Below are 804 nucleotides of genomic sequence, written 5' to 3' on the forward strand. Positions count from 1 at the left end.
TTGGTGCAACTGCGCACGCCGCCGATACCCGCATTGGCGTGACAATTTATAAATATGACGACAACTTCATGTCGATGGTGCGCAAAGACATCGAAAAAGAGGCGAAAGCCGTTGGCGGCATTCAGCTGCTGATGAACGACTCACAGAACGACCAATCCAAACAGAACGACCAGATTGACGTGCTGATGGCGAAAGGCGTGAAAGCGCTGGCTATCAACCTGGTGGATCCGGCTGCTGCGGCAGTGGTGATCGACAAAGCTCGCTCGAACGACGTGCCGGTGGTGTTCTTCAACAAAGAGCCTAACGCGAAAGTGCTGGCCAGCTACGACAAAGCTTACTATGTCGGTACCGACTCCAAAGAGTCCGGCATCAAGCAGGGTGAGCTGATCGAGAAACACTGGAAAGCCACGCCAGCCTGGGATCTGAACAAAGACGGTCAGATTCAGTTCGTGCTGCTGAAAGGTGAACCGGGCCATCCGGATGCCGAAGCGCGTACCAAATACGTTATCGAAACCCTGAACAAAGACGGCATCAAAACCCAGCAGCTGGCGATGGATACTGCAATGTGGGATACCGCGCAGGCGAAAGACAAAGTGGACGCCTGGCTGTCTGGCCCGAACGCCAACAAAATTGAAGTAATCATCGCGAACAACGATGCGATGGCGATGGGTGCGGTTGAAGCGCTGAAGGCGCACAACAAAACCAGCATTCCGGTATTTGGTGTTGACGCCCTGCCAGAAGCGCTGGCGCTGGTGAAATCCGGTGCGATGGCCGGTACCGTGCTGAACGATGCGGAAAACCAGG

General features: G+C 54.7%; 1 protein-coding gene. It reads left to right on the forward strand.

The window, feature by feature from the left end; genetic code table 11:
* On the forward strand, nt 1-804 hold an 804-nt coding region (gene mglB / locus QMM04_RS22855; protein ID WP_282997163.1), incomplete at both ends, for a galactose/glucose ABC transporter substrate-binding protein MglB.

This window comes from Pantoea sp. Pa-EAmG (genome assembly GCF_030024295.1).
GTDB lineage: Bacteria > Pseudomonadota > Gammaproteobacteria > Enterobacterales > Enterobacteriaceae > Pantoea > Pantoea dispersa.